Origin of the sequence: Nostoc sp. (genome assembly GCF_036919555.1) — a bacterium.
Classification (GTDB): domain Bacteria; phylum Cyanobacteriota; class Cyanobacteriia; order Cyanobacteriales; family Nostocaceae; genus Nostoc.
In genome coordinates this window covers 1-24,956 of sequence record NZ_JBALCS010000093.1, presented here as the reverse complement: position 1 = coordinate 24,956, position 24,956 = coordinate 1, and the positions used below count along the sequence as shown (strand labels likewise).

Below are 24,956 nucleotides of genomic sequence, written 5' to 3'. Positions count from 1 at the left end.
TCAGTGCATCGCTGCGCTCAGTACAAGAGGCTCAGTGACCACCGTAGGCATTGCGCTTTGATATTCGCATCTCGATTCAAACATAGCCCCTAAAACAATGAGGTGTAGCACGGGAATATCGCTAATGCAGACCTGTACGCTTATACTAATGATCTATCTTCGCTACTTTCTCCTCAGACATCGCCCGTTTTTAGTACAAATATACTATAATAGAGATAGCGTCCACAAAGCCTAGCCAAATGCATAACGGCTGTGTGAAAACCTTCTGGAAGATGGATTCAAGGGTTAGTTCGATGATGAAGCATTACATTCTCAACCTCAATCCGACTGCCAAGCATGAATGGGATCGGTGTATTTTGCGTGATCCTCTGACTGCCAAACGCCCAGACATTGCCAAATTAATTGCGGAAGCGGTTGGTGCTGATACAGGCAGTTATTTGGTGAGCGTGAATATCGAAGTTCAAGTATTGCAGCAAGCCGCAATACCTCAAGCAGAACAACTCTCGCTTTCATTTCCAGAGTTGAGTGTGCCGTCACAACCACAACTGCGGGAAGTAGCTTGAGCTATAGTGCAGAGTTTAGTAGAGAATAATTAGCCTGTATAAGCAGGCTTACTTCGTGTAGCCGCAGACTTCAGTCTGACGGCTAACGAAATCATGGGTATATGAGCGGACTTATATCATGTCCGCTTCATTACTTATAAAACCGCAAGAACCCCACCCCGCCAAAGCTACACTTTGTCTCCCCTCCCGAAGAGCCTACCGTGTATACACAAGTCTAGTTGGCAATCAAATGGACAGAAAAGAACGGAAAATTATTTTTAAAATCCTTGATTTTCCGTTATGCCTCTATCAATAATCTGACACTATTGATAATCAACTTGATCAAATCAAAACTTTGCCCATTAAGGCTTGTATCTTACCAGGCAAGGATTTTAGGACTTGTGTATACACCGTAGCCCGAAGAGCGGGGAGGGGTGCAATGACTGTGGGAATCATAACGAATTATCCGAACTTGATATTACAGCAGAATTCAAGTATTTGAACCACATCTGTCGTAAGGGCACAGCAATGCTGTGCCCCTACCGCGTGGTCTATTGACCTGAAAATAGCTGTAATCTTATAACGCAAAATTAATGGCGTTGTTCAAAACTAATTTCAAAAACTCAAAAAGTTAGCTGATACAGAATATCCCTCTTCTGTCACTCTCCGAAAACTTTTGCCATTTCTGAATTTTAGAGCTTTTGTATATGAAGCGATCGCGCGATTATTTTCTAATAACAAATACAAGACCAATTTTTTTCTAATAGTATAGCTTGTATTGATTGCCTCATGAGGCTTCTAGCGATCGCCCTCCCGGAAAGTGACAGAAGAGGGATATAGCGCTTCTCAGTTGAGTGCAATACAGACCTAACCCTCAAACCCTCTCTTTAGCAAGGAGAGGGAAGCGTTTGCTTTACTCAAATGCGGGGTGACGTTTAGACTATATTGCACCGAAATGATAACCGCCATATATAAATATGAGGTTCTCATTTAAAATTTGTTGAGAGTTTATTTGAACTTCATTTTCGCTGAACAGCTTAAAGTTAGTGTAAAAGAGTGGTGGATAACGATCGCTATTCCTGCACCTCAGACATCGCTTTTTATCTCCTAATTCAGTACATTTAGACTATAATAGATATATAAAGTCCACCAAGCTTAGTTAAGTGTAAAACTGCTCTGTGACAGCCTTTTGGTAAATGGATTCCAGGGTTAGTCTTATACTTAAACACTACATTCTTAACCTTAGAGGAAAATTATTAAATGATGCAACTGAGTCATTATCCAGGTGCGATCGCACAAGCTGCCCAACGGGCTAATGAAATAGACTCTCAGTTGATGGCTGTGCAGCACCAAGTTAACCGATTTGAGGGCAATGCCGATCGTGTCGCCGCTTTTGAGATGGATTTGAAAAATGATGCTCAACGCAAGGCTCGTCGCTTTGAAGTGCTGCTTGTGAATCAGGAATATCAAAAGGCAATAGATACCCAGATTCGATTAACTGTCGATAAAGCAAATGCGATCGCTCATTTGGAATATCTGCGTAATCAGTTTAGTGTAGCTAAGTTAGAAGCAAGATTAGCGATCGCTCAACAACTATCTGATTTTGAATCTCGTGAATTAGTTGGTTTGTAATCATACCCATAAACCCCAGATTTAAGCCTGGTGCTTTGTCTCCCCTCTCCGCAAGCGGGGAGGGGATTAAGGGGTGGGGTTCTTCGGGTTTAATAAGCAATCAAGCGGACATGATATGTGACAGTAGTTGAGCAATTTGCTGATTAATAATTGCAACATCAAAACGTTCACTAGCCGTAGTCCTGGCATTATTGGCTATAGTTGCAGTTATTTCCGTCTCCTGTAAACAGGTGATAATTACTTGTGCAAGTTCCTGGGGTTCTCCTGGTGTCACTAGAAAACCATTAAGTCCATGTTCTACTAATTCCATTACACCCCCAGCTTTTGCTGCAACTACAGGTTTTCCACATAGCATCGCCTCAACAATCACTCTACCAAAGGGTTCTGGGGAAGTAGAGGTATGTGCCACCAAGTTACAAGCTGCCATTAACTGGGGAATATCTGAACGAAATCCTAAAAATTTGACGCGGTTTTCTAATCCCAGTTGGGCAATTTGTTGGTGTAACTTTTGGACGTAATCTTGTTCGCCAAACAGTGCATCACCCACTAAAATTGCTGTCACTTCTTGCGGACATTTAGCAAGGGCATCAATTAAAATATGCTGTCCTTTCCAAGGTGCAAGACGGCTAAAGTGTCCGATGACAAATTTTCTCTCTAATCCTAAATGATGCTGTAATTTATTAATGTCAGACTCATCAGTTTGATAAGTTTTTGGATCAAAGCCGTTATAGACAACTTCGATAATATCTGAGCGTCCTCCTGATTGCACAAAGGCTGTTTGACTAGCTTGAGAATTAGCAATTACTAATGATGCAAAACGATTAGCTAAATTAACAGCAATGCGAAGATTAGTTTGGCTAAAATGTTCTGTAGAAAGAATATCATGTAAATGATAAACCAGAGGGCGACGACTGAAAAAGCTTGCTAATGCTCCTACAACTAATGCTTTTTGGGTGTTGGCATAGATTAAATCGTATTCCCGCGCTTTTTTAATTACCTTAGTAATCAAAGGTGCAAGTTGTCTCAGACTCTTTAATCCTTGTACCAAACTGCTTTCTTTGCGAACTTGGATTGCTTGAGTTGCGAGAACTTCTACTGGGATCTTATTTTGCTGTAGTAAATGTTTAAATGACCCATCTGCAAATAAACCTACCAAAGCGCGAGCGCCATATGGTTTAGCAATATCTATTAAACATAATTCGGCACCGCCTAGTTTACCGCTTTGGTCTAGGAAAAGAATTCTCATTAAACCTCTATTTTATCTAATTTTACCCACGTAGCGCCCCTAACATTTATTAGATTCACTTGTTTAAGCTAATAAAATATTCCGTACTTGTTGGGCGATTTGATTCCAGTCGTAATGTGTAGTTGCATATTGGCGACAGGCTTCTCGTGAAGGTATGGGAATATTTCCCAAAAGCACTTGCTCTAATTTTTCAGCAATAGCTGAGGCTTCGGTTGAAGTAGTAATTAAATCGGGTGAAAATTCTGCTAAAATTTCTGGCATTCCCCCAACTGGGGTACATAAAACAGGAGTACCACAGGCTAGAGACTCGATTATTACTAATCCAAATCCTTCAAAAGATTGACTAGGCATAATAGTCAATTCAGCAGCTTGGTAAGCTATAGGTAATTGCTCATCAGGTAGAAAACCTAAAAATTTAACGTTGTCGTCTAGTCCTAATTCTGTAGCCTGTTGTTGTAGTGCAGCTTGGATGTGACCACAACCTGCGATCGCTAGCCAAACATCTGGTATTTTGGGCTTAATTATAGCCAGTGCCTGCAATAATTTGTCAACTCCCGTTCGATGTACTAAGCGGCGTGATGTAAATATAATCCGGCGATTATGAGGCCAGCCTAGCTGTCTACAAGCCTCTTGGGGTGATAAATTTGACTGAAACCAGTTAATATCAACTCCACCAGGAATAACATTAATTTTACTCCACGGTACTTGATATTTATCATGTAAAATTTTACCAAATGCTTTGCTCAAAACAATGAAGCGATCGCAGCGATTATAAGTGTTTTGTTCTATTAGCCAGTGCTTGATCAAAAGACTAAGATTTTTATTAACTACCTCTTGCTGACTCTCAGAAGCCCAAGGTCCATGAAAGTTAAAAGTAACTGGTACTCCCTTTGGTAAAATATCTAAAATAGGAAAGCTATATAATGCAAAGTGCAGATTAATAGCATCTGGTTTGCTTGTTCTTGTTTTCTGAAAGTTAGTGCGAATCGACCATAATCTTTGCCAAATAGGACTATCAACAGAAGCCAAGTTAGTCAGCTTAACCGGCGAATTTAGTTCAGCCTCTGGAAGACCGACTCCGCATAATTCAATCTGGTCTTTATTTGCTGCTAATTTATGAGTTAATTCATAAATATACCTTTCTAGTCCTCCGGGACTTTGGGGAAACCAGCCTAATCCAAGGGTGAGAATAGATGCAGATGCTGAACTCAAACTTCTTTTTTTATTACCTTCCATTCATGTGTCTCCTATAAATGTATTAAAACAGTCAACTTAGAGCCAGGGCGAATGGAATAGAGCCTCCGGCACGCTGACGCGAACGCGGCTACACAAACTCTCGTCCACCTCCGTGAACTAAGAGAAAATTAAGGTTTTTTAACCCAGGTCGGTGGGTAAAGCTTCGTGTAGACGCGGTTTCTAACCGCCCTTTTAACTATAATTTCCGAATACACATTACCAATAAGAGTTTTTTTATAGAACACCAATTTATAAACTATTTATATGCCAACGTCAACAAGGAATTAAAATCTGTATTTTTATTAACCAGATAATACCGACTAGGACAGATATGATACCTACCAATTAAGGAAGGTGAATGCTAGACAGCGAGAGGGAGAAACAACTATAAATCAATAAGTTTTAAAGGATTTTGTATTAATTTTTACTATGTTTATTGAAAAACAAGTAACCATTAATACATTAATTGTTTTTCTTAAGATATTAGCTGAAGTTTTAAATAACCATGTGATTTTTATAAAGTTTATGTAAATAGCATTCTTTTAATCTTGTTCGTTTGTTATTCATATATCATCAGATGTGATGCCTCTATATAAGTTGTATTTTACCCAGGAAAAAATAGTTATATTTTGTGCGGATTTTATAAAAAATCATTGTATTTAAATAATTAAAAGCTTAAAAGTTATATGACAAATAAATTACTGACGCAGTTAGGAAAACTCCGTCACAAGCTGAATCAGCAGATCAATAAATTATCTAGTACTAGATATTTACACAGAAGTAAAACTTTCAACTTTTTACTCAGCTTGACTGTGGGAGTCATTGTTACCACTCTTGGAATTACAACAGATTGGGCGACAACTGGAACAGCTACACTTACCTATAAAACATCGTGGATAGGTAACACTTTTGGTAAGGGAAATCTGCGGGTACAAAATAATATTGAGGCAATGTATGTTGCTCCTGATGGCACAGTTTATACCAACAGCCATTGGGATGAAGCAGGAATGGAGGCAGCCATATATAAAGATGGTAAAGTTATTGGTGCTATTGGCGATACTCACGGCTGGAGTCGTGGAGGTGGCATAGCTGTAACAGCAAATAGTAAATATATTTACCTTGCCATGACTCAGGGATCGAAGGGCAAAACCGATGAAGATTATCCCCCTGAAGGAACAACTTGGCATAGCGTTAGACGTTATGATTTGTCGGGAAAACCTATGCCGTTTCCTAATGGGCGTGGCTGGGATAAAAGTATGTTGATTACCAGCACTAAAAGTGAAATCACTGGATTAGCAACTGTGGAAAGCGAGTTGTATGTGAGTGATTTTGCTGCTAACCGGATTCGTGTCTATGATACTGATACGATGAAGGAACTCCGCACCTTTACCGTTGCTAATCCGGGAGCAATAACTATTGATCCACAAAAAAATCTGTGGATTATTCAAAGCAAAAATGGTGGTAATCCTGCCAAGATTTTACATTATTCTCAAAGTGGAAAGCAATTGCCCGAACAGATTGCAGATATCGTCGAACCAACAGCGATCGCAGTCGATCATCAAGGTAAGCTGTTAGTGGCAGAAAATGGCCCACGTCAGCAAATGTTGATTTATGACATCAAAGATAAGCCGGTGCAGGTGGGTAGTTTTGGCTGTAAGGGCGGTATCTATGCAGGAGTTCCTGGTGAAGTTCGAGATTTGAAACTTTATGGACTTACCGGAGTTGGTACAGATGCTTCAGGTAATATCTATATAAATAGTAATGGTTTCAACAAATCAGGAACAGATTTGCGGAAATTTTCGCCATCGGGAAAACTAATGTGGCGATCGCTGGGATTGATATTCGTCGATAATGCAGATGCTGATCCTAAAACTGATGGTGTAGATTTATTCACCAAACAAGAACACTATCTGATGGACTACAGTCAGCCTGCTGGTAAGCAATGGACTTACAAAGCCTACACTTTAAATGCTTTCAAATATCCTCAAGATCCACGTCTGCATACATCACCAGATGGAACCTTTGTTCGCCGCATCCAAGGGAAGCCGTTTTTGTTCCTTACAAATATGTATAGCAGCTTTCTGCAAATATATCGTTTTAATCCAGCCACAGATGGCCAAGTTGCCATCCCAGCCGGAATGTTTGTCGGTACTAATGGCGATAAAAAATCAATAGCGGAAAATTGGCCACCGCATCAACCAGAACAAGGAGAATGGATCTGGCGCGATCGCAACGGTAATGGCAAATTTGAAAAGAACGAATATGATACCAGCAAAGATTATCCCTATCTCGGCGGCTGGTGGGTAGACAGCAAAGGAGATGTTTGGAAAGCTTTGCGAACCCAAGATGGCATTCGACACTATCCTTTACAGGGAATAGATCCTAAAGGCAACCCCATCTACAGCTATAGTTCGATGGAAAAGCAAACTATTCCCAGCATCTTTAACGACTTGCGGCGGCTCGAATATTTCCCCCAAACAGATACCATGTATTTGTCAGGCTTCACAGTAGATCACCCTGCCTTCGGCGACGATACAGGAGTTGCTGGATCTGAGATTGCCCGTTTTGACAATTGGAGTCAAGGAAATCGGACTCCTCGTTGGCGAATTGTGATTCCCTACGACACCACCGGCAAACGTGAAGTATCTACAGCTGCAATGAGTGTGGCAAAAGATTATGTATTCGCCGTCACAGTTAAAACCGCAGAGGTAAATGTCTACAATGCCACGACGGGAGTGCAAGTACAACAGTTAAAACCAGGCCCAGAAGTTGGAAGCGAAAGTGGCTGGATTGATATACCTTATGGTATCCGCGCTTTTCGACGTTCAAATGGTGAATATTTGGTATTTGTGGAAGAAAATTGGAAAGGAAAGGTGATTATCTATCGGCTGGCGAGGTGAGCATTTACAATTACTAATTCGTAATACTTCGACTTCGCTCAGTACAAGTTCGTAATTCGTAATTAATATCAAGTTCGCATAATTAGTTATAATTCCCACAGTCATTGCACCCCACACGCCAGATGCTCAACTTGGGGAGACCCCAAGACCGCACTGGCTCCCCTTAGTCCCCTCCCGAAGAGCGGGGAGGGGAGACAAAGCGTAGCTTTGGTGGGGTGGGGTTCTTCGGGTTTAATACAGCAAATTGCAATCAATCGTGCCACAGATGGAAATAATCAAAACCAGTGATAGAGTCTATTCTGCGATTGATTTTGTGGCGGGCTTGGTCGAAAACTGCTGTAAGTAATCAAGCGAACATGATATAAGAGTCCCAATTATAAATTACGAATTTTTTTATAATTTGTGAACTCTTCTGGGATAAAATCTATTGGTCAAGGAATTTTGATTAAATTTACGATTTTGGCAGTTTTTGATTTCTTGATGTGAAATTCGGCGTTTACTGCCGTGTCATGCGATTATACTCACTTGCAGTAATTTGTCAATTGGAGGCTATGTAATCAATGAAAAGCTTTTTCGCCCTAGCCCCAGCGCAGGTAGCTACTAGTTTGGCACTCTGTGCGACTTCCATGATTGTTTCTACTAATCTGGCTCAAGCTGCTGATTTAACATTTAACTGGAAGGGTGATGCTGGTTATTCGGTTTCTGGCTCGTTCAGCTACGATGAAACCACTACCCCAGCCATAATTTCCGAAAGTGGTGCGGGAAGTACAAAAGCCTTGCAGTCACTCAATGTTTCTTTTTTCAATCCATCACAGGAGTTGATTGGAACTAAAAACGAGGTTGTTAATGGTGTATCAAGCAATCAGTTTTTCCAGTTTAATTTTGACACGACTACAGGCAATTTATTTGGGGCTTTTGATGTAGGTACTGGTAGTGGTATAGGTGATGTTTTTCTCAGCAATGTTGAGGCTCCCGGCCGTATCTTCATCTCTCCGGGGGCGACCTCTTATCTTTACCGAAATACTACAGCAGACAATAGTCAATTGCTCGATTCGAGTACGAATCAGATTAAAGCATCTGCGGTTCCTGAACCGACAACTATTTTGGGAACCCTGGTAGTTGCTATGTTCGGTGTAGCACTCAGCAGCAACAGAACTGTTTCCAAAAAAAATATAACCTGATGAGGCTCCCGACTTTTCCCGTTAAGTCGGGAACCATCGAAATAGCAAAGATTCGCATATTTAAGAAATAAATAAAATGCTCCATGCGTCGGGACTCAATTTTTTACAAATTGTTTCAACAATCGCCCAGTCTTTTATTTGAACTATTGACAAATCCGCCGACAAATGCAGATGCTTATCGATTTGATTCGGTAGCTGTCAAGGAACCCAAATTTGAAATTGACGGGGTATTTTTACCACCAGAAAGCGAGACTCCTGGGATTGTATATTTCTGTGAGGTACAGTTTCAAAAGGATGAACAGCTTTATGAAAGGGTGTTTGCTGAATCTTCGTTATATTTCTACCGCAACCGCGCCAGATTTAACGACTGGCAAGCAGTTGTAATTTATCCATCTCGCAATACCGAACAAAGTAACATTTATCCTCATCGTGGATTACTAAACAGTAACCAAGTGCATCGGGTGTATTTAGATGAATTGGGGAATATTCGCCAATTACCTTTATGGGTAGCATTGATGGTATTAACTACGGTAGAGTCAGAACAAGCACCTGAAGAAGCAAGGTATTTGTTAACAAGAACTCGGCAAGAAGTACCATTAGTAGCGAGTCGCGCCATAATAGATATGGTAACGACGATAATGATGTACAGATTTGAACAATTGAACCAAGCAGAGGTAGAGTCTATGCTAGGAATAACACTACAGCAAACGCGAGTTTACCGAGAAATTAAGGCAGAAGGACGAGAAGAAGGACGAGAAGAAGGACGAGCAGAAGGACGAGAAGAAGGACGAGAAGCGATGGCTAATGCTATTTCTCGACAATTAACTAAGCGGCTTGGAGAACTGTCTGCGGAAATGCGCTCATCCATTTCTGGTTTACCTTTCCCTCTTCTTGAAGAATTGAGCGATGCATTGCTTGATTTTACTACTTTGGCTGATTTGCAATCTTGGTTAGAAGGGCGAATAAATTAAACTACCTGTTGCTGCTTTTGAGTTAGATACATCGCAATTCCTTTCTCGTAGTAAGCTGCTTCATTAATAAAAATAGGATAAACAGTAGACGCTCCTTCATAGAAAATATTTTTTCCTTCAAAAGTCAGAAACATTGGATCACCGGGATTCAGAGGTTCATAATCCCTAAACTGAAGCTGAGGATGAATCATAGCTTGAATCTCCCCGCGCTCGCTTCTAGGATAATCTATAGTTCCAATATATTTATATAATGTAAGCTGACTATTTTCCTGTAAAATATTACCTTGGTTGCAGCCTTCAAAATAGTCTAAAATCGTATAAATAAGCTGCTCCGTTTTCTCAAATAATTCGGCGTTTAAAACATTCTGAGCCACCGCCCCAACTTCTATAACAAAACCCAATTCGCACAAAGAACGGAGAAAGCCACTTTCTTTGGATTGCTGATTAATACAGACTTTTACTAAAGGATTTCTTGAACTTAAATAAGCGGCTAACCGAAGTAAAAAAGGATGTGTATCAGACAAAATCAGACTTAACCCCATGTTGGCAGTTGTGCTGTGCAAATCAATAATTGCATCTACAAATGGCTGATTTTGCGGTTGCAATATCTGTTGGATTGCTTTCGCGCGCGTATCTTCATAACTTGAGAGTTGGGGATTTTGTAAGCCTTGATTGGTGAAGCAACGATTTAAATCCTTGTCAATGTATCGTTTGCTTTCTTCAATAGCTTTGAGATTGCCAAGTAATGCTAGAGTTTCAAAACTTGATCTATTGATTAAATTAGGATATTGCTGAAACTTTTTGACTAGATGTACTCCTGTTAACTCATTTCCGTGGTTTCCTCCAACGATCGCAACCCGTTGAATCTGACTCATAACAACCTCATATCTAAAAAACTTGTCGGGTGGACACTATAATGCTCATCCTACGGTTATTGAGAATAATCCAAGATATAAAATAGAAGTATACCTTCTGCTGAGTAAATCTTGTCAGAGACTGACGCGATGTCTACGACGGGCTGTTCGGCGTCGCTCCATGTTTGAACCAAAATATGATAACTGTTAAGCTCTTGGTTTTATCACAAAAGGGGAGGAAATTTATGGGGTATAATTTTCAAGCGATGCCTCCGGCGGGCTACGCCTACGCTGAACTTTACAAAAACGCCCTCCTCAACGACGTACTTCCATTTTGGGAAAAATATTCTCTCGATTGGCAGCAAGGCGGCTATTTCACTTGTCTCGATCGCTACGGCAAAATTTATGATACAGACAAATTCATCTGGCTGCAAAACCGCCAAGTGTGGACTTTTTCGATGCTTTACAACCAGCTAGAAAAACGCGAAAACTGGCTGAAAATTGCCAGCAATGGCGCTAATTTTCTCGCCCAACATGGCAGAGATAGTGATGGTAACTGGTACTTTGCCCTCACCCGTGAAGGGAAATCACTGGTTCAACCTTACAATATCTTTTCTGATTGCTTTGCGGCGATGGCATTTAGTCAATATGCACTCGCTGGCGGCGAAGAATGGGCAAAAGATGTGGCAATGCAAGCTTACAAAAACGTATTACGCCGCAAGGACAACCCGAAGGGCAAATATAATAAAACCTATCCCGGCACACGCCCGATGAAATCATTGGCTGTACCGATGATTTTAGCCAACCTGACTCTAGAAATGGAATGGTTGCTGCCAAAGGAAACACTAGAGAATGTCTTGGCTGAGACTCAGGGCGAAGTGATGACTGATTTTCTCGACCAAGAACGGGGACTAATGTACGAAAACGTTGCCCCTGATGGTTCCCACATTGATTGTTTTGAGGGACGGCTGATTAACCCAGGTCACGGTATCGAAGCTATGTGGTTCATCATGGACATCGCCCGTCGCAAAAATGATCCTAAAACTATTAACCAAGCCGTTGATGTGGTGTTAAATATCCTGAATTTTGCTTGGGATAGCGAGTACGGCGGATTGTATTACTTTATGGATGCAGATGGTCATCCCCCACAACAATTGGAATGGGATCAAAAGTTGTGGTGGGTTCACCTAGAGTCTTTGGTTGCGTTAGCGATGGGCTATCGCCTGACCGGGCGTGAGGTATGTTGGGAATGGTATCAAAAAATGCACGATTACGCCTGGTCACATTTTGCTGATTCAGAGTACGGTGAGTGGTTTGGCTATCTCAATCGGCGTGGGGAAGTATTGTTGAACCTTAAAGGCGGCAAATGGAAAGGATGTTTTCACGTACCGCGTGCATTGTACCTTTGCTGGCAGCAGTTTGAGGCGGTGAACTACCCCAACCGATAGATGGACATAGCTCCCCAATTCATCGGGAATAGCCTCCAGAACTCCGTAGTTCTATTGGTCATAATTATCTTACCAGAAAAAATGAGTACAAATACTACTTGATTTTTTGTTTAATAAAAGTCACAACCTGAGTTAATTGTTTCTTCAAGCTATCAATTTCTGCTTGCATTGTGACCATTTTCTCGTTCAATGCCTTAATTTCTGCGTTGGAGGCTGCTTCGACGCTAGGGGTTGCGATCGCCGTATTTGTAGCAATCGGAGTTGCTGCCGTAGCATTGGCGACATGAGAAGTTGCAACTGTGCTATTTTTTACAGCAACTCCTGCTCCTACTGGAACTAGTTCTGGGCGTGGCAGTTTCGCCTTGGTCATAGCTAACTTAATTGCGCTAATTAGTTGCTTCTGATCAAAAGGCTTGCCCAGAAATTCAAAATATTCAAATGGTTCTGTGATTTTCTCGGTAACTTCTTCCTTCCGACCAGACATGACCACCAAAGGAATTTTCCTTAACTCTGGATCGGCTTGAACTTTCTGGAAAACCTCCCAGCCACTCATTTTAGGCAACAAGAAATCCAGCATAATCAGGCTGAGTTTTTCCTGAAGGATGAAATTTAGTCCTTCCAAACCGTCTTTTGCTTCCAGTACCTCAAAATTGCCCGGAGGCAACATTTCTCGTACTTTTACCCTGACAACTGTAGTGTCATCGATAACTAAAATTTTGTTACTTGCCACGACTCTTTTCTCTAATAGAAACTTTAAGTGTAAATAGCGACTTTGCTGATTGTCCTTGAGAATTCTCCTACTATATACAAAATTTTTAGCAATTGGGGGATAGTATATTTCGGTATAAATGACACTGCTAGAGGTGTTTTGCAAAACTTTTGCTGGCGCTCTTTTCAATTTGTGTCATGGTGATATTTAAGGCTTTAGCTTTGATCTAGGGCATAAGGGACATGGTGACTTGATTAAGAGGGTTCCTGCTCCTTGCGTCTATTCTTATCTATCATTTGTTAATTGACAGACCACTACTCTATATCCGCATCTTGCTTGGATCTTTATGATTTCGTCACAACAAGCCGAATTAAAGTCTGAAATTACGGCAATGCCTAGCTGGTTACGTCGTCCAATTGCCAAAGCCAGTGAAATCTCTACCGTACAACGCATTATTAAGCAGCGCCAAATTCACACAATTTGCGAAGAAGGCCGCTGTCCCAACCGGGGAGAGTGCTACGCCCAAAAAACTGCAACTTTCTTACTAATGGGCCCCACTTGCACACGCTCTTGTGCTTTCTGTCAAGTAGATAAAGGTCATGCACCAATGCCCCTTGATTTAGAGGAACCCCAAAAGGTCGCCGAGGCGGTGCAGCTTTTGGGGTTGCGTTATGTGGTGCTGACTTCTGTAGCCCGTGATGACTTACCCGATCAGGGTGCAGCGCACTTTGTGAAGACGATCGCGACTATCCGCCAGTTGAACACAGAGACTCAAATTGAAGTGCTGACCCCAGACTTTTGGGGTGGTGCTGGTGTTGGAGAGTCAGGTCAACGCCAGCGCATAGCGATGATTGTGAAAGCCAAACCAGCTTGTTTCAATCACAATATTGAGACAGTGCAACGGTTAACTGGGCCAGTGCGCCGGGGAGCCAAGTACGATCGCTCGCTGTTGGTGCTGGCTATAGTCAAAGAAATCGATTCGACAATTCCCACCAAATCAGGTTTGATGCTGGGACACGGAGAAACACTTGATGAAGTTGTGGAAGCAATGGCTGATCTCAGGGCTGTAGGGTGCGATCGCTTGACTATCGGGCAGTATATGCGTCCTTCTCTAGAACATCTGCCAGTCCAAAAATATTGGACTCCAGAGGAATTTGATCAACTCGGCAGATTAGCATGGGAAATGGGATTCAACCATGTTCGTTCTGGGCCTCTGGTTCGCAGTTCTTATCATGCTGGAGAGGAGGGAGTGGGGGAGATGAGGCAGGGGAGCAGGGAGCAGGGAGCAGGGAGCAGAGGAGAAAGAGGTAATTTTTAATTCTCCCCCTTGCCCCCTGCGCCCTGCCCCTCTGCCTCTTGTGCCCAATGCCCAAGTTCACACAAATATTCTTAAAGAATTTGAATATTTGGTACGCCAGTTTGGTATTTCTTAAAAAGTCTTGACATTAGGAGAATCGCATTATGACTGCTAAAGCTAAGAATTCCCCAGTTGCCGATAGTGGAGCTAAACCTCCCTACGCCTATCGCACAGGCTGGGCAGTATTCTTGTTGGCTCTCAACTTACTGGTAGCAGCCTACTATTTCCGCGTTATTCAATAGTTAGAAGTGGAGTGGTGCTGCTCAAATCGTCCCTTTGAATAAACCTTTGGGACGAATGAGCAGCACCAAAATCATGATCAACAGTGCTACACCTTGTTTATACTGGGAACCCAGCCAAGGAGTGCTGATTTCCTGGACGATGCCAATAATAAAAGCTGCCGCGATCGCACCGTAAGGGTTGCCAATCCCACCAAGTATTACTGAGGCAAATAATGGTAAAATTAAAAACCATCCCATATTCGGGCGCACGGCTGTAATTAACCCATACATACTCCCACCCAATGACGTAAGAGTGCCAGCAATTAGCCAAGTCCAGAAAATTACTCGATCAACATTGATACCTGAAACCCTAGCTAAGTCCAGATCGTCAGCAACTGCTCGCATCGCCTTACCAATTTTCGTATTTTGCAGCACGTAATGCAGCGCCAAAATTACTAGCACCGCCAACCCCAATACTAATAATTGATTTTGCGGCACCTTTAAACCCAAAATATCTAAAGCTGGGGTAATAGGTAAATTGTAATTTTGGTTCTTGCCACCCCAGATAAAAATAATCCCATTGCGGAGAAATAAGGCAAGTCCGATAGAAATAATAATCAGCGTAGTGGAAGTAGCACGCATAGAGCGCATCCTTGACCACAGTAACTTTTCCGATAACAGCATTGCTGCTACTGTTCCCGCCGCCGCCAGGATCATCGATAGCCAAATATTGACTCCAATAGAGTTGATCAGCCAAGTCAGATAGGCTCCTAAAGTTAGAAAGTCACCATGAGCAAAGTTAGATAACCGTAAAATTCCATAGGTAAGAGTTAGTCCGACTGCCGCTAGAGCAATAATGCTCCCCACCGCAATCCCATTAACGATTAATTGGGCGAATTGTGTATCCATAAGTCTTATAGCGTTTCCTAATAACATGAAGTACATCATAGTCCCCTCTCGAAGAGGGGGAGGGGGTTGGAGGTGGGGTTCTTGTACCTCACTCAAGTGAGAACCGCTATAAGTTGCTTTAAAAAATTTTAGTACAGTGATTCATCCAATAATTTTTATAGTCTAGGCTAAACCAGACATCATAAGTTATGGTTGATAACAACATAAGCTATGGTTTATAAATAAAAATCATGGTTTATAAGTAAATAAAGAATTGTCCGCTAATATACATACGAATCCTGTTCGGATTTTTATGTGAAGCTAACATTTGTTCAACGGTCTAATTGACCATGCAGCAGTATTCAAGCTTACCAGACCAGAACTCACAGATAGATGCAACGCCAAAACTTTTGACAACAATTCTGCAACTTCGCACACAGCTGTGGTTGGAGAGCAGCTTGAACCAGTTGCAAAGTCGCCTTAATGATTGCCTGCTTTCTGCTTGTAACACTGTCCCCCAGGCAGAAGCCGCACAAGCAGAAGTTTTCCAAACTGTGGTTGACCAGATTAACAGTGCTGTTCACAGCAGTAATCTAGCGCTTACAGATTGTGCCATAGGTATCGCTCTGTTTCAACCACAAGAAACTGTTGCCACAGTTTGCTATGTTTCTCCTTCTCCATCCGCAAACTCACAACCTTTATTTCTAGAAGTGCTGACAGCAGAAAAAAAGCTGCTGTTGAGATTGCAAGAGGTTATAGAAGTCGGAGATTTGCAACAGCTTGAAAATCAACAACCACCCAGCGCTTGGCGATTAGCTGATGATTCTGGCAGTATCATGGGCTGGCTAATTATCGCCGCAACGTCCCGAAGCTGCGATCACCAGTCGCTCATAGAATCACAGGCTCAACTCAGATCACAGTTGATGGCAAGGTCTGCCATACACTGTAGGACAGTCTTGCTACAACTTAGACATATCCTATCTTCGCAGCAACTGTATGAACACTTAAGTAGCTCTAATCAAGAATTGGAGCACACTAATCAACTGAAAAATCAGTTTCTGGCAAATACTAGTCACGAAATTCGTACACCACTTAGTTCTATAATGCTGGCAATCAGCATGCTTTTAGCACCAGGATACGAACCAACTAGAGAACGCCAGCAAGAGTATTTAAATATGATGCAGTCTAGCGGCAAGCACTTGCTAGATCTAATTAATGATATTTTGGATCTCTCTAAAATTGAAGCAAATCAGCTGGATGTGCATTGGGAAACAATAGATGTGGAACTGTTGTGTTGCAATGTTTTGGCGTTGGTGAAAGAGAAAGCCGCTAGTAAGAATTTGAGACTGTGCCGAGAAATTGACCCTGATATTACAACCCTAGTAGCCGACTCCTTACGACTTAAGCAAATGCTGTGGAATTTACTCTCCAACGCCCTAAAGTTTACGAGTCAAGGAAGTGTTGGCTTACAGGTTGCTTCCAAAGGTGAATTTGTGCATTTTACAGTTTGGGATACTGGCAGTGGCATTTCTCAAGAAGACCAAGTTCAACTGTTTCAACCCTATTTCCAAATTGCCAAGACTGTAGCTGATGGTGTTGAAGGTACTGGTTTGGGTTTAGCAGTGACTCAAAAACTCGCCGAAATTCACGGTGGTTCTGTGAAAGTGGAATCGGAAATAGATCACGGCTCTCGTTTTACCCTCGTACTTCCCCTTAAGCAAGAGGCGGGAGTGGATGGAGATCAGGGAGTAGAGGAAGCAAAATTTTCTTCATCCCCTCTGCCTTTCACCCCTAGTTCCTGTGTAGACATTTTGCTGGTAGAAAATGACTTAGCCAACGCTCATTTGATGCAAATTCATCTACGTAAATTGGGATATCAGGTGACTTGGGCCAAGAATGCTAGTGAGATGTGGGAAGCTCTAACACAATTAAACCCAGCCGTGATTTTAATGGATGTCTACCTGGCAGATGGAAATGGTCTGAACTTGGTGCAACAACTGCGAGAAAATGAGCAATATAGGGCGATTCCGATAATTATCCAAACAGCAATGGCGATGAAAGGCGATCGCGAAATTTGTTTAGCATCTGGAGTAAATGACTATATTTCTAAACCGATTGATTTACCACTTTTAGACAGTCTGGTGAAGAAGTACAGTAAAGCACCAACCTCGGTTGATGGGGAGTGGGGAGTGGAGAGTGGGGAGTGAGGGAGACAAGGAAAATAACCATGCCCAATGCCCAATGCCCAATGCCCAATGCCCAATACCCAATGCCCAATGCCCAATGCCCAATGCCCAGTGCCCAATGACAAATGACTACAATAGAAATTGTTGGGTGCTATAGGGTTTTGGCAGGATTGAGAAATGATGCTAACAGAAAAATTTGAGCAATTAATAGCCTTATTTAAAGAAATGGAGCAGGCGTTGATTGCCTACTCTGGGGGCGTTGATAGCACTTTGGTTGCCAAAATTGCTTTTGATGTGTTGGGCGATCGCGCTTTGGCTGTCACGGCTGTTTCTCCTTCGCTATTGCCAGAAGAATTGGAAGACGCAAAAATTCAAGCTGCAACGATTGGGATTCCTCATAAAATCCTCCAGACTCACGAGATGGAAAATCCCAATTACACCTCTAACCCGGTTAATCGCTGTTATTTTTGCAAAAGTGAGTTGCACGATACTCTCAAACCTTTAGCTTTAGAGTTGGGCTATCCCTATGTAATGGATGGGGTGAATGCCGATGATTTGCATGATTATCGCCCAGGAATTCAGGCGGCGAAGGAAAGAGGGGCGCGATCGCCTTTAGCAGAAGTCGGTGTCACGAAATTAGAAGTTCGCCAACTTTCGCAACAACTCGGTTTAGCTTGGTGGGATAAACCTGCTCAACCTTGCCTCAGTTCCCGGTTTCCTTACGGTGAAGAGATTACTGTAGCTAAGTTGCAACGAGTCGGTAGAGGAGAAATTTTTCTGCGTAAACTAGGTTGGCAGAATTTGCGCGTGCGATCGCAAGGGGATACAGCACGCATTGAATTACCATCAGAACAAATTAAAGAGTTTGTGTTAACTACGGATTTACAAATATTAATTTCCGCATTTCAAGATTTGGGATTTATCTATGTAACCTTAGATTTGGAAGGTTATCGCAGTGGGAAGTTGAATCAGGTTTTGAATCAGGAAGCCTTGGGCGTTAAAGTATAGGATTTTCCTGGACTGTAGACAAGGTTGGGCTGTTTTCACCTGCCTCACTTGTCTTCGCCAACTGCATCAGTGTCTCATACCAATCTGTAATCGGCAGATCAGCAGGTGCTGTTAGCTCTTGATAAACGTGTTGGCAGAGTTCTCGAAAAGCGCGGTAGCGCTCTTGACGCCAATGCTTAGTGAGTTCGCCCAGAGATGCCTCATTAAGATTTCCTAGAGCATAATTGCGGTCAAAACCATGTTGCATTGGCACGACTGTCCCATCGGCTTCGATAATTAGAGGTGACACGAGGTCAGCAAAGCAGTAGTCTTGCTGATTTATTAGGGATTCGTCTGCAAAAAAACTACCGGGATTTGAACGCAGCAAATCTTGATGAGTTAAATCAATCTGAATAAACAACCTGTCACCAAGGGCTTCTTGCAGACGTGTGGCTTTTAGGTAAGCATAGGATAAGATCCTCGGATTCGGTCTATACCCGACAAGGCTTTGGGTAGCGTGTCCGACTTCTGCAAGTGGATGAATCTGCAATAAGTTCGCCCCTTGTTCCAAGGCAAAATTTGCAACCCAGTCTAACTCTCGAAAATTTTGTTTTGTGAGTGTAAAAATAAACCCAAATGGGATACCCGATTGGCGAACCCCTTCTAGTCGAGCCGCCATTTTTTCAAAAGCCTGCTCTGAAGAACGCATACGGTTATGGGAGGCTGGCATTCCATCAAGACTAATGGCGAGTAGATCAACCGCTCCAGTCAGCTGCTCCAAGTGTCCCTCGTCCAAGAGTATACCGTTGGAAGTAACCGTTGTCCGCATCTGACATTGATGAGCCTGTTTTAGCAGTTCGGGCAGAGGTTTGTAGACAAGGGGTTCTCCTCCTGAAAAGCTGGCAATGATATACCCTTGTTCACTTGCATCGGTAATTGCTTGTAAAAGGAGCGGGACACTGAGTTGGTCACGCTCCTCCGGGCTGGAAGAAGAGTAACAATGGAGACAGCGCAGATTGCACCGTCTGGACGGGTGGATTTGCAGAATGCGGTTAAAATTTCCAGTAGGTGTCATATACTTACCAACTCCAATTACTCTTTCTGATCTAAAACTCTATAGAAGCCTCAAACCCCCGATAAATTCGGGGGTTGGGGCTTCTAATGACCCGTTTAAAAAGCGATCCGGTTCAGATGGTCGCTTTTTAAAGGGGTCGCCAGAGCCGGGGGGATCTTATCTGAACCCCGTTGACTACTGACCGATATTTACCGCCTTAGTTGAAATTGTTGGGATATTTACCGCCTTAGTTGAAATTGTTGAGATATTTTCCTCCTTAGTTGAAACCTGGATTAAGTAGACGGGAACGCCAATAGGAAAACCGGGAATCCCAATAACAAAGTGAGATTTTAATCCTCCTCCTTTCAACTCTTCTTCTTCTTCTGGGGTCAGATCCATCAATTCCTCGCCTTGAATGTCTTGCACTTGCAGACGGTTTTCCATGATATTCTCCTTGTTTTTGATGAAGTGCGAGGCCAAATAGCCTGTCGTAGACATCGCTGATTTTTATGAGCGATCCGCACACTTTCAATTTCATTCCTTTCTGAGAAACTTACGCAAAGCTACTATGTTAAGTTACAAATATTTATATTTATAGGCACTATTTGGCAACCTATCTACGCAATTCTATAACTTATGGTGATGCGATCGCTCCAAGTTATGGCAAAGCGATCGCTCAATTCTGGCGCTGAGTCAGCTTGTATTCTATCTGCTGTAGTGCTGATCGCCAGACATCATATCCCTCTTGAGACAGGTGCAACCCATCTGTGGTCAACTCTGGGCGCATATTGCCTTCCATATCCGTAAACCAGCTATAAATATTTAGATAATTAGCGCCTTCTTGTTTAGCAATCACGGTTAGTTGTATGTTGATGTGACGAATGCGGCTATTGGAAACTTTTGGTAGGCGAGTAGGCAAAATTGATTCGACAATGATTTGAGCATGTGGGTGAGTCCGCCGTAAGCGGTGGATAATTCGGCGATAATTACGCAAAATTGTTTCATCACTAGCGCCTTTGCGTAAGTCGTTAATCCCAGTCATGATGTAAATCACATCTGGCCGCGTTGCCGAAAATGCCCCCAATCTTTTTAAAACCCCACTGGAAGTATCTCCAGATATGCCTTGATTCAACCACAATTTACCAGTAGGTAGTTTTTCTCTAGGAAACCACATACTCAAAGAATCACCAACTAAGATACTTAGATGATTTGCACCTTGACCTTGAGCGATCGCTCTAGCTTCTAAAGCTAGTAAACTTTTCCAGTCGTCATAAGTTAGTTGACGTTTCTTGATCGACTCCCACAAAGATTGAAAATTATCACTATCCACGCGTGTATAAATCTGACCTGTTTTCAGAGCCGCCAATCTTTGGTAATAAAGTTGATTGCCGGATGTTAGTGAGAGACTAGCTGCTTGGCCGCTGGAGTTGAGTAGTGACTCTGTTGGGGCTGGTAATCCCTGACTGCTGGGTTCTGCTAAGGAGAGATCAACGCTATTGATATTTTCCTCACCTACTGTTGGCTGCGAACTTTTTAGGGGTTGCAACACTTGGCCGCTGAGTTCTGGTAAGGAGAAATCAACGTTAGAGATAACTTTTGTACTGACTATTGCCTGGGAACCCTGTTTTAAATCCCACAGGGATCTAGAATTTTCTGGCAGGACAATCGACAGATGTGGAAGAGCCGATGCGGGTATTGCCAATCCTGTTAACAAACCTGCTGCCAACAGATAAGGGTCCTTCATCGCTTTGTCTCTCCTCTACTCACTGCTTTTCCCTATGACAGCATTAGTTGCCTGTATTCAGGAAAATTTTACTTCGGTTAAGTTATTATTCTTATTTACACTGTATAGTTCTGTAAAGCGTGTTCACGATATTATATTTGATAATTTACGATCTCTTTAAAGTACGGTTTTCTCAGTGGTATACAAGTCTTATTTTTGAGAATACTTTTACTGAAAGCACTGTTGTGATCATCCGACCACTTTCCATAACTCAGTTGTCACAAGTATTGCAAGTGTTTTTAAACTCGGCGATTACTGAGTGATTTTTGAGTATCTCAGGACAGAGGTTTTGCTTTTGATGTTGCTAATATTAGGAAATAACCATTTGATTTTAGGTTTCCAGATTTCAGTAAATTGTGCGATCGCATCAGATTTTGCTAGACCGAGAGGCGATGTCTGACGACAAGCCCTTTCACGTCTACGCTTTTTAATTTCTCATCTGAAATTGAGCGGTGCAAATGCATCAGTTTTGAACTTGGCATGACTAGAGTTTAACTGTTGAGAATATTGATATCATACGATGCTGTGCCCTCAATGATCAAGCATCAGGTTTGCCATGCTGAGAATTTTAGAACTTAATTCAAACAGAGCTAGAGATAACTCTGGAGTCATCTCTAGCTCTGTTTGATACTATACGCGTTATGCTGGGATGACAAAAGTTAAATTTATTTTCATCCAAAAGTAAACTCTTACGTTTGATGCGATGATTGAGGGTTTTATATAAATTGTCGAGAAGCATGACAATGCCCAGCACTTAGAACCGTTGTTCTCTATATTGGTAATTTAAGATTTATGTTTACTCATTGAAGTATGAGTTGAAACACATTTAAATTAAGTTTTAACTCTAGAGAATAACCTCATTTAAAGTGCTAATATTTAGGCTGAATCATTAGTGTTTTGCTTTTATTCCGTGGCTAGAGCTAGTACAGCGATTGGTGTGAGTCCTATTATTAAAGAGATTGTGCAAAAACAGGCACATTCGACACGTTTAACCCTGAAAGAAGTTATTCTTATGGGGATGTTAGCGATTGATAAACTAGATGATCAAGCTCGTCAAGAGCTAGCGGATCAAGTTCATCAAATGCAGGTGAATGGAGAAATTTAATTGAGGAGTTATGAGTTAGGAGTTATCAAACAGAATTCAGGAGTCAGGAGTCAGAATTTAGCAATGAATTCTTTCCGAGTGGCGGATGAATAATCGGGTTTAAAACCCCACAAAACTAGAATTTTTGGTGGTGCAACAATTCAGTGGCGGGTCTAAGAACAAAGTTGCTCCTCTTGGGGAGACCCCAAGACCGCACTTTGCGCTGAATCCCCCACTGATTGATTCTGACTCCTGAATTCAGAATAGCTGAATTCTTCTTCAAGAGTTATGAGTTATAAATCTTAACTCATAACTCCTGACCGAAACAGACTCATGATCCAGAGCAACTAAATTTATTTATGGAGAAGAAAAAAATGTATTTCGAGACGCGCGGTGCGAGAAATACGGCGTCCGTTGACTTGCCCCTAAATTTATTTATAGGGATTAAAAATGTTTGAATTTTGAATGCGTGAATTTTGAATTCGCAGCGTTCGCGCAGCGTCTCGTTAGAGAAGCAACGTGACTCTTTACTTAATTTGTTTATTGGCTAAATCGATAACCACTTCCCATTACATAATTATCATTAATTTCAAAAGATATCCATCGGCGTTGTAGAGTTTCAGCAACAAACCCAGTTGTATTAGAACCTGCAAATCGATCGCCGTAAAGGGAATCCGGTAGTGGGTAGCTCTACTACTAATAGTGCTTCTAAGGAAGTTCTGGTAGTATTAAAACGCCAGTTGCTGCAACCGACCTGTACTCAGGCGGTGTAGGGAGTTCACTATTGTCCAAGTATTTAATTTTAAAGTTATTTTTTTAACGCAGAGAGAAGTCGGAGCGGTGGTTTGGTCAGTGATTTGGGCTTCTTCTATGGTCGCCGCTACGCGACACCGAATAGCCCAACCCAGGCATCGCCTGACAAAAAGCCACTAGTCAGCTATAAAATAAAGACAAATCAATCAAAGTGGGTGTTTATGGCAACCCAACTCGGTGAAGCTAAATCTTCAACAGAACTGGTAATATCTTGGGAAGCATTGCCCGCAGATTTTCATCTAGAGAATGAACCAGTAGAAAATACAGGTCAACCACTATTGGCTGGTGCTTTGCGCGAAAGCCTTGAGATAAGTGGTTTCATCCAACCGCAGATGTTGATAGCCTCGAATTTTGGACTTTGTGCGACGATAAACGGGCAATTTGTGGCTAAAGCACCTGACTGGGTTTATGTGCCATCAGTAAATCAGATTTTAGGAGAACGCAAAAGCTATACACCCAATTTAGAGGGTGATATTCCAGCAATTGTGATGGAATTTATATCTGACACTGAGGATGGAGAATACTCGGCGCGTCATGTAAAATTCCAGCACAGGTGAAAAAGCTAGTCGAAGAGAAAAAAGCAAGATAGCAAAAAAAATAGGATTTTTGATGAATCAAAAAACAGAATTATTCGTCAATTAAACTATCAATTCCCTACCTATTTCTACTGGAGGATGATTTATGTCATCACAACTGCTGCGATTTATGTCTTTGGGTATTCTTGGTTTATCTTTGTGTCTGGGCAATTCGGCAGCAATGGCACAATATGATTCTACTGGCGATGGTGTAGTAGTACCAACAGTACCATCAGGTGGTACATCAGCACCAGTCCCAATAGACACATCGACAGGCACACCATCTTCACCCTCGGCTGACGGTACAACTCGGTTTAGCTGTCAGACTTATAATAATCAGTACACCGTTATGTATCAGCCACAAAGTCAAGCAGGACAATTTTTTCCTTGGGCGGCACCTGCGGCTTTGGGCGGTGGTTGGGATGCACAAAGGCGTTGTGCAGCAATTGCCAGTCGTTTAGAACTTTATCGTCCAAATGGCTTACAAGAACTCCAGACAGCTGTAGAAAATAACGAAAATATTGTCTGCGTCACAACTGAAGCTAACCCAACCTGTAGAATTGTGCTGACAGTACCGCGTGGGAAAGACCCCTATGTTATCCGCAATAGCGTTTTCCAAAACTTAACTAGTGCTGACAGTGGACAACAGACTATAGCCGTTAACACTTATGGCGATCGCAGTAGTGGAGGAAACGAATTATATAATTTAGGACACACACTTCTGGGCAATGGTAATAATCGGGTTAGTTCATCTAGAGATGGGATTAATCTGAAACCTTTCCTCGATCGCCAAGATGGCGGTACTGGAAACAATTTGCGGAGTGGAGTAGCAATTCGTCGTCAGTCTCAGCCTAACGGTGCTCGTCTAAATCCTGGTAATTTCCGCTAATTGATGGTTCATTAGTTGATATATAGCGGTTCCCAGATGCCTGAAGTACATCAGATCAAAACCTCACCCCCAACCCCGCTTCCATTCCTCTCCCCGAAAGGTCGAGAGGCTTTGAACCCCCCTTCCCTTGTAGGGAATGGGGGCTAGGGGCGTTAGGTTTGGGAGACTTTGATGTTACCAAAAATACTTGTTCATTCATCCTCTAAGACTTACATGGTGAGTTTAGGAACCTGAGTAATTAGGATAAAAAGAAAAGTGAAGTCTTAAGAATCTCCGTGGCTTCAGCCCGGAGAGTGTCAAATTATTAGACCTCTTGCAGAATTCATTTTGTGTTATGATATGTGGTTTTGTCTTAATGCTAGTGGCAAGAGATAATTGAGAAAGGCAATACCTAAAGCAT

The 24,956-nt window shown here is 42.2% G+C and carries 20 protein-coding genes and 2 pseudogenes; 13 read left to right on the top strand and 9 right to left on the bottom strand.

The features are described 5' to 3' along the window. Positions 1-293: 293 nt before the first annotated feature. Both V7K36_RS25705 and V7K36_RS25700 read left to right on the top strand, forming a co-directional pair. On the top strand, positions 294-563 hold the full coding sequence (locus V7K36_RS25705) for a hypothetical protein (RefSeq protein ID WP_335120516.1): 270 nt from the start codon (positions 294-296) through the stop codon (positions 561-563). Positions 564-1,802: 1,239 nt separating this feature from the next. Continuing rightward, on the top strand, positions 1,803-2,174 hold the full coding sequence (locus tag V7K36_RS25700; RefSeq protein ID WP_335120515.1) for a hypothetical protein: 372 nt from the start codon (positions 1,803-1,805) through the stop codon (positions 2,172-2,174). Positions 2,175-2,274: 100 nt separating this feature from the next. Here V7K36_RS25700 and V7K36_RS25695 read toward each other — a convergent pair whose 3' ends face one another. Both V7K36_RS25695 and V7K36_RS25690 read right to left on the bottom strand, forming a co-directional pair. Then, the gene (locus tag V7K36_RS25695; protein WP_335120514.1) at positions 2,275-3,420 is read right to left on the bottom strand and encodes a glycosyltransferase family 4 protein; all 1,146 of its coding nucleotides are present in this window, start codon (positions 3,418-3,420) and stop codon (positions 2,275-2,277) included. A gap of 63 nt (positions 3,421-3,483) precedes the next feature. After that, entirely contained in the window at positions 3,484-4,656 is a 1,173-nt protein-coding gene (locus V7K36_RS25690; RefSeq protein WP_335120513.1) for a glycosyltransferase family 4 protein, read from the bottom strand. A gap of 686 nt (positions 4,657-5,342) precedes the next feature. Between V7K36_RS25690 and V7K36_RS25685 the strand changes: the two genes are divergently transcribed. From V7K36_RS25685 to V7K36_RS25675, 3 genes are all read left to right on the top strand, one after another. Next, on the top strand, positions 5,343-7,556 hold the full coding sequence (locus tag V7K36_RS25685) for a hypothetical protein (protein WP_335120512.1): 2,214 nt from the start codon (positions 5,343-5,345) through the stop codon (positions 7,554-7,556). Between the two features lie 560 nt (positions 7,557-8,116). Then, a complete protein-coding gene (locus V7K36_RS25680) occupies positions 8,117-8,737 on the top strand; it encodes a PEP-CTERM sorting domain-containing protein (RefSeq protein WP_335120511.1) in 621 nt (206 codons plus the stop codon). 83 nt (positions 8,738-8,820) lie between these two features. Beyond that, positions 8,821-9,708, top strand: a complete 888-nt coding sequence (locus tag V7K36_RS25675) for an Rpn family recombination-promoting nuclease/putative transposase (RefSeq protein WP_335120510.1) — start codon at positions 8,821-8,823, stop codon at positions 9,706-9,708. Here V7K36_RS25675 and V7K36_RS25670 read toward each other — a convergent pair. Continuing rightward, on the bottom strand, positions 9,705-10,583 hold the full coding sequence (locus V7K36_RS25670) for an aspartoacylase (RefSeq protein WP_335120509.1): 879 nt from the start codon (positions 10,581-10,583) through the stop codon (positions 9,705-9,707). The genes V7K36_RS25675 and V7K36_RS25670 overlap by 4 nt on opposite strands. Positions 10,584-10,807: 224 nt before the next feature. Here V7K36_RS25670 and V7K36_RS25665 point away from each other — a divergent pair, with 224 nt between their 5' ends. Then, the gene (locus V7K36_RS25665; protein WP_335120508.1) at positions 10,808-12,010 is read left to right on the top strand and encodes an AGE family epimerase/isomerase; all 1,203 of its coding nucleotides are present in this window, start codon (positions 10,808-10,810) and stop codon (positions 12,008-12,010) included. Positions 12,011-12,104: 94 nt separating this feature from the next. Here the strand turns inward: V7K36_RS25665 and V7K36_RS25660 are convergent, their stop codons facing one another. Beyond that, on the bottom strand, positions 12,105-12,740 hold the full coding sequence (locus V7K36_RS25660; RefSeq protein WP_335120507.1) for a response regulator: 636 nt from the start codon (positions 12,738-12,740) through the stop codon (positions 12,105-12,107). A 325-nt stretch (positions 12,741-13,065) separates the two neighbouring features. Between V7K36_RS25660 and lipA the strand changes: the two genes are divergently transcribed. Then, on the top strand, positions 13,066-14,037 hold the full coding sequence (gene lipA, locus V7K36_RS25655; protein WP_335120506.1) for a lipoyl synthase: 972 nt from the start codon (positions 13,066-13,068) through the stop codon (positions 14,035-14,037). Positions 14,038-14,180: 143 nt separating this feature from the next. Further along, positions 14,181-14,318 (top strand): photosystem I protein PsaX, encoded by a 138-nt coding sequence (gene psaX, locus V7K36_RS25650; RefSeq protein WP_335120505.1) that lies wholly within the window; start codon positions 14,181-14,183, stop codon positions 14,316-14,318. A gap of 21 nt (positions 14,319-14,339) precedes the next feature. Here the strand turns inward: psaX and V7K36_RS25645 are convergent, their stop codons facing one another. After that, on the bottom strand, positions 14,340-15,206 hold the full coding sequence (locus V7K36_RS25645; RefSeq protein ID WP_335120504.1) for a branched-chain amino acid ABC transporter permease: 867 nt from the start codon (positions 15,204-15,206) through the stop codon (positions 14,340-14,342). Positions 15,207-15,535: 329 nt separating this feature from the next. On the opposite strand from V7K36_RS25645, the gene hrmK reads away from it, so the two are divergent. Beyond that, the gene (hrmK, locus tag V7K36_RS25640; protein WP_335120503.1) at positions 15,536-17,392 is read left to right on the top strand and encodes a hybrid histidine kinase/response regulator HrmK; all 1,857 of its coding nucleotides are present in this window, start codon (positions 15,536-15,538) and stop codon (positions 17,390-17,392) included. A 159-nt stretch (positions 17,393-17,551) separates the two neighbouring features. Then, a complete protein-coding gene (larE, locus tag V7K36_RS25635; protein WP_335120587.1) occupies positions 17,552-18,379 on the top strand; it encodes an ATP-dependent sacrificial sulfur transferase LarE in 828 nt (275 codons plus the stop codon). Here larE and V7K36_RS25630 read toward each other — a convergent pair. From V7K36_RS25630 to V7K36_RS25620, 3 genes are all read right to left on the bottom strand, one after another. Beyond that, complete coding sequence (locus tag V7K36_RS25630; RefSeq protein WP_335120501.1) at positions 18,369-19,433, bottom strand: radical SAM protein; 1,065 nt, start codon at positions 19,431-19,433, stop codon at positions 18,369-18,371. The two genes, larE and V7K36_RS25630, sit on opposite strands and share 11 nt — an antisense overlap. A gap of 174 nt (positions 19,434-19,607) precedes the next feature. After that, positions 19,608-19,856: a hypothetical protein gene (locus tag V7K36_RS25625; RefSeq protein ID WP_335120500.1), complete on the bottom strand. Its 249-nt coding sequence runs from the start codon at positions 19,854-19,856 to the stop codon at positions 19,608-19,610. A 232-nt stretch (positions 19,857-20,088) separates the two neighbouring features. Further along, positions 20,089-21,156 carry an SGNH/GDSL hydrolase family protein gene (locus V7K36_RS25620; protein ID WP_335120499.1) on the bottom strand — a complete coding sequence of 356 codons (1,068 nt, stop codon included), beginning with the start codon at positions 21,154-21,156 and terminating at the stop codon, positions 20,089-20,091. Positions 21,157-22,087: 931 nt separating this feature from the next. On the opposite strand from V7K36_RS25620, the gene V7K36_RS25615 reads away from it, so the two are divergent. After that, positions 22,088-22,300, top strand: a complete 213-nt coding sequence (locus V7K36_RS25615; RefSeq protein WP_334831366.1) for a hypothetical protein — start codon at positions 22,088-22,090, stop codon at positions 22,298-22,300. 519 nt (positions 22,301-22,819) lie between these two features. Here the strand turns inward: V7K36_RS25615 and V7K36_RS25610 are convergent. Beyond that, a pseudogene (locus V7K36_RS25610) lies at positions 22,820-22,939 on the bottom strand (DNA methyltransferase); the annotation flags it as partial. A 314-nt stretch (positions 22,940-23,253) separates the two neighbouring features. Here V7K36_RS25610 and V7K36_RS25605 point away from each other — a divergent pair. Beyond that, a pseudogene (locus V7K36_RS25605) lies at positions 23,254-23,625 on the top strand (hypothetical protein); the annotation flags it as partial. Positions 23,626-23,773: 148 nt separating this feature from the next. Beyond that, positions 23,774-24,556, top strand: coding sequence for a COP23 domain-containing protein (locus tag V7K36_RS25600; protein ID WP_335120498.1), 783 nt, complete (start codon positions 23,774-23,776; stop codon positions 24,554-24,556). Positions 24,557-24,956 lie beyond the last annotated feature (400 nt).